Source organism: Pseudoalteromonas sp. bablab_jr010 (assembly GCF_016464105.1).
Classification (GTDB): Bacteria; Pseudomonadota; Gammaproteobacteria; order Enterobacterales; family Alteromonadaceae; genus Pseudoalteromonas; species Pseudoalteromonas simplex.
Map to the genome: position 1 here is coordinate 1 of NZ_JACDWV010000040.1, position 5216 is coordinate 5216.

General features: G+C 42.7%; 2 protein-coding genes. Both read right to left on the bottom strand.

Annotated features, from left to right (window positions below):
• Positions 1-400: 400 nt before the first annotated feature.
• The gene (locus JIG37_RS01795; protein WP_244664333.1) at positions 401-1687 is read right to left on the bottom strand and encodes a sugar MFS transporter; all 1287 of its coding nucleotides are present in this window, start codon (positions 1685-1687) and stop codon (positions 401-403) included.
• A 608-nt stretch (positions 1688-2295) separates the two neighbouring features.
• The gene (locus tag JIG37_RS01800; RefSeq protein ID WP_199528551.1) at positions 2296-4944 is read right to left on the bottom strand and encodes a family 20 glycosylhydrolase; all 2649 of its coding nucleotides are present in this window, start codon (positions 4942-4944) and stop codon (positions 2296-2298) included.
• Positions 4945-5216: the final 272 nt, after the last annotated feature.

The window sequence follows — 5216 nt, forward strand, 5'->3', positions numbered from 1 at the left end:
AACACCGAGTAGGAGAAGAGGCACAAGGGCGCGAATACATCAAAGGGCCGAGGTAGCTCCTCATTATGAGCCCGCATATAAGCACGCAGTCTGACAAAATTAACGAAGGGTATTGTGCAATAGGAGGAGTCCATATAAGGTACTTTAGTGCCTAAGTCTTTATGATAATTCACGGCTGAAGCCGTTCCCACGAGATGCGAAATATTGTAGGCGTGAAATTTATTTCGCGCGAAAGCCTAGCACCTAGAGCCTACCCCCTAATACCTAGCGCCTAATTTTTTCAAACCCCAAAAAAAATGCCACCTTTCGGTGGCATTACACACGGGATTATTTCTATTTACTAGAAATGCTTTTCAAAGTTCAAGGTTGCGTGCTTTAACACATAACCTCAAACTCATAATTACTTCCAACTTTTCATCTTTTGGCCTTTAACAGCATAGAAAAGTATGAATAAATAACAAGGCAACATCACAATATAAGCCATTTGTTGTGCTTCTGCGCTTTTTACGCCGCCACTTGCTAGGCCCCAAAATAATGGGCCGAATGCGCCACCAGCTATACCCATAACGAGCAGACCAGAGCCTACACTAGTTAGCTTACCTAAACCAGATAATGCTAACGGCCAAACTGCAGGCCAAACAATCGCATTAGCAAAGCCTAGCACAGCAATGAGCAATAAGGTATCAGGCAGTACCGATTTTAGGCCAAACAATGTTGATATAAATACAGTTTCATTACTACCTGTAACTATCGCTAGCGTTAACACACAGCCCAATACCGCTGAAATAGTTAGTGCTGTTTGCTGCGATAACACTCGTGGGATAAGTAAAATCCCTAAAAAGTAACCTAGTACCATACACCCCATGGTGTACGATGTCATAACACTGTATTTTTCAATACCTAACGACAACGCAAAGCTACCAATGGTATCGCCGGCAATTACTTCAACAGCTACATAGACAAAAAGTGCCACTATCCCTAAGGCAAGACTCGGATGGCTTAGTGCTTCTTTTACCTGCCCCGGTTTCTGTTCATCAACGTCGTCATCAATTAACTCTGGCAATGGCATTTTAGTTACCGCAAAGCCGAGTATACCAATAAAAATTGACATCCCTAAATACGGTAAGATTAAGCCATTAGCCATGGCATCAATATCAGTTTGGCTAAGCTCTTTACCTACAAAGCCTTTAAAGTCGCTGAGTATCAGTGCGGTAAATACAATCGGTGCAACAACACCCGCACCTTTATTTAATATACCCATAATACTAACGCGAGCCGCGGCTGATTCTTCTGGTCCAATTCTTACTACGTATGGGTTAACCGCTGTTTGTAATAACGTTTGCCCTGCCCCCATAACAAGCTGCGCAAATAAAAACAGTGCAAAAACTTGTGTTTTTGCGGCAGGAATAAACAGTAAACCTGCCACCATCATGGTCGCCATACCCAGCGCCATACCGTTTTTATAACCTACCTTTCTGATGATCATCGCCGAAGGTAGAGCCGTAAAAGTCACGGCGATATAAAACGAGAAAATAATCAGCGATGCCTGAAAAGGTGATAGCTGCAAAATTTGCTGTAGAAATGGCATCAGTGAGCCATTTAACCATGTAGCAAAACCCAGTATAAAAAACAGCGTGGCAACAATCGCCATAGGCACAACACTGCTTTGTTTATTTATTTCAGACATAACATTTCCTATAACAGCACAGTTCGACTCTACAGCGCTGCTCATTCAGATGATTATATAAAAGAGATATTAAATATTTATAACACTATCGCAACAAAAATGACAGCGCTGACATAATTCTTTTAAATACCGTAGGTGTGAAATTTATTTCGCATGATGAGTTTGGATTAGCCGTCAGCTTTCAGCTATCAGTTTTGAGCGAACGGTGTTGAATGTAAGACGCGCCAAGCAAGCGTGACGCCTACGAGGTGCAGGGTATTGTAGGCGTGAAATTTATTTCGCGCGAAAATATATTCACAAAGAGAAGTGAATGAGAAGAAAATGAGGAAGTAATAATAATGCTTTTTTGTTTTCTTCTAAGCGAAGTGCCCTCTTACCCTCATTGTGATAATTTGGTTTCTCTGTGTAGCGCGCAGCGCCTCTGTGTTCTCTGTGGTTCAATATGTCTTTGCACAAAGAGGAGTAAATGAGAAGAGAATGAGGGAACCTCAATATTACTTCTCTTAAGCGAAGCGCCCTCTTATCCTCTTTGTGAATAGAAGTAGTTTTAATGCAAAACATGACGCCTACATTCTTCTATAGGCGTCACATTTATTCATCACAAAGCATTACTCACCAACAACGGTCACGCGGCTGGTTTGCTGTGCGTTTAAGCGGGTGCGTAGCGCAACTTTTGCATTGTTATCAACCTTCACAGGCTCGGCATAAGTTTGCCAGCTTTGGCCGTTGTCTAGGCTGTATTCAATGCTCAAATATGCAAATGCGCTGTTGGCATACAACTTACCATTTTCAATCACACCGCCAGGTACTGGTAAATGCAGGTTGATGCCGTCTTTAGCTAGTTTCTCAAGCTCTTTTAAACCAACTGCACTTGAGAACTCAGCCCAGTCTTTTGCTTGTTTTTTACTATCGACGTTTTCGCCTTCCCAATCAGCTTTGTGCCATGCGCGCTCTGCCACTGACAGAATACGCGGGAAGATCATTGCTAATACTTGCTCTTCAGTACGGATTGTTTCTGACCATACCTGACCTTGCATACCCAGAATGTTCTCTGGCTTTTCAAGTTTAGGTAACGGGCGGCCCACCAACGCTTCTAAATTAATAATTGGCTCACGAGTGCGGGTGTAATCAGCATTGGCATACACGTCATCAGGCATATAGTTAAAGGCCTTTTTAGTATCTGTGTAACGAGTTGCCCAGTAATAACCGCGCTCTTCAGGGCTTGCTTCGTATGGGTGATCAAAATACAAATGCGTACCGTGTGATAACACCACTTGGTAACCGGCATTTGCTAGGCGGTATGCTCTATCGGCAACGCCCCATTCCCAAATGTTATCCCAAGTATTAACGGTAAAGGTTTTATTAGGGAACTCATCACGTTTAAACGAATTTTCGCGGTCATACATGATGCCATCTTCCCAAATACCCGGAGAAATACCGCGTTTTTCAAGTAAGGTAGCAACACGTTGTGTGAAATAAGGTTTTAAATCAGCCGGGCCAGCTACACCGTTATTAGGATCAGCAAATAACGCCTGACAGATTGGCGAGCCTATCCACGAACCAGCACCAACTTCATCACCACCAATATGCAAGTTCTTTAACTGCACACCTGCTTCGCGGTACATCTGCTGAAGTTCATAAGTTACTTTATCTAAAAATGCGTAGGTAGAGTCCATACACACATTCATTGAGTTATCTTTGTAGTTTTGTACCGTCATGTACACAGAGGTATCTTTAGGATCGGTAAGCAAGAATTGCGTTGCTGGTCCCATATCTATGTGTTGAATTTCTTTGTTTGCAGAGCGCGTTTTAATGTTGTTTTTAGCGGCTTTCTCAGCTTCTTCTAACATGTTGTGATAACGCGCTTCCATCGCTTTGATTGAGGCACGCGCATGGCCTGGCCCTTCAACTTCAGGGATGATTTGAATGTGGCGGTCTTTCGCAAACTTTAATAGCTCAACAAACTCATCACGTTTCAAATAACCGTTGCCAGAGCCTGATTTAAATGGCCCTGTGCCAAGCTGAGTTAATAAGCACTCGCGCTCTTCTAAATCAAAGCAGCGATAGCCGCCAACGTCGGTAAGCTCTGGTAGACCTGGGATCTCAAGTCGCCAACCTTCATCTTCTGAAAAGTGCCAGTGTAGCTTATTCATTTTATAGCGAGCCATTTGCTCAACCAGCTTGAACATTGCTTCTTTGCCATGATAGTTACGACCATTATCGTAATGCATACCACGCCAACCATAGCGCGGTGAGTCTTCAAGTTCTAACTGCGGTAAGCTGGCACTGCCTTGGCTATTTGCAGGAATGAGGTTTAATAAGCTTTGCATCGCATAAAACACACCGGCGTTATCGCTACCTACAATGGTGATCACTTCATCATCAATCTCTAGAGTGTAGCTTTCAGCTTTTGCATTATTGAGTTTAGGGTCAACTTTTAAGCGTATTACTTTGTCTTTGCCGACATTGATATGATCAGGCTGTGCTTTAAGGCTAATGCCATAGTCATCTTGTAAGTCTTGCATAAACACCATAACTTCGTGCTTAAGCTGGCCTTGATAACTGATTTGCCAATTATTGTTTAGCGTCGCACTGCCACGGTTAAAATCGACTTTACGAGGCTTCGGAATAATACGCTTTAAGGCATCGTCTTTACTGATCGACACCTTATCAGTGCTATTACGCTCGAAGCGTACTTTTGCCGTTGCTAAAACCGATAAATCTTTTGGCTCATTGTAACGGCGTAACTGATTCTCACGGGTAAATGGCGTCACAAACTGTTTAAAGTCTTCTGTGTCGGTATTAGCAAATACGGCTGGTTTATTCTTACCTGAAACAAAAAATGCCCGTGGCATAAAGTCACTGTAAGCAACAATCCACACTTGCGCATCAAACGGTAGCTCTAAGCTTTCACCTGCAGCTAAACCTTTAAATGAGCTCGTTGGTACGATGCGGTGCAAGTCACCATTAACGTGTTCAATATTCAGGCCTGCGACATGCTCGGTTGAGATTTTACGAACAGAGTGAATATATAGCTGCCAGTCGCTCTCGCCTGCAGGTAACGCGACATCAGAGCCATTATTGAGGGTAATTTTTCCTAAAAAGCCCGCATCTTTATTACGAAAGTTATCTTCTACCGAAAACAACAGTTCGGTACCTTTCGCAAACTGATCAACTTGTGATTGAGTTAATGCTGCACTAGCCATTAAAGGCGCAGTCGCTAGCATTACCGCGAATAGTGACTTCTTAAAATCCATTACTTTCTCCTCGTTTAAGCCCTGAGTGTACGGTATTTCTGCGTACTATTTTTCATTTTTGTTAATAATTCGTTCCTATCATATAAAAACTAAAATGACAGCGCTATCATTTTATGAAAAATAAAGGTGAGGATTTAGCTATCAGCTATCAGCTATCAGCTATCAGCTATCAGCTATCAGCTATCAGCTATCAGCTATCAGCTATCAGCTATCAGCTATCAGCTATCAGCTATCAGCTATCAGCTATCAGCTATCAGCTATCAGCTATCAGC